Source organism: Psychrobacter sp. Choline-02u-9 (genome assembly GCF_002836505.1).
GTDB lineage: Bacteria > Pseudomonadota > Gammaproteobacteria > Pseudomonadales > Moraxellaceae > Psychrobacter.
In genome coordinates, this window is record NZ_PJBF01000031.1 from 1 (window position 1) to 408 (window position 408).

The following is a 408-nucleotide window of genomic DNA, read 5'->3' on the forward strand; positions in this document are numbered from 1 at the left end:
GGCATAAACCGTGTCTTCAGCAGTAGGCGTACCATCAGTAATGCCAGTGACGACACTGGCAGCAGCGTCATCAATGACGATGGACTCAAGGCCACCGCCTTGCGGGTTACTGATGGTGACGGTGAAGTTCTCGTCAGTTTCAGCAAGTAAGTCGTCAATAGTATTAACGGTGAAGCTTGCTTCAGTGGTCCCAGCTAAGATGGTGACGGTTTGGGTGTTGGTTTCGATGTCACCGGTCTGACTGTTGGTGTAGGTGTAAGTGATGTCAACGGTGACATCAGTCACTGGGGCATTGTCTATGTTCACCGTGTAGGTGGCGGCAGTGCCCTCTTCAACGCTCTCATCACCCGTGAGGCTGATGGTGGTGACGTCTGCATTACCCGCTGCTTCGTCTGTGATCTCGCCGGT

1 protein-coding gene is annotated in these 408 nt (G+C 53.2%); it reads right to left on the reverse strand.

Features of this window, described 5'->3' with window-relative positions; translation table 11 throughout:
- Positions 1–408 (reverse strand): immunoglobulin-like domain-containing protein (locus CXF69_RS14265; RefSeq protein WP_228706722.1); only part of this gene is annotated, 408 nt, incomplete at both ends.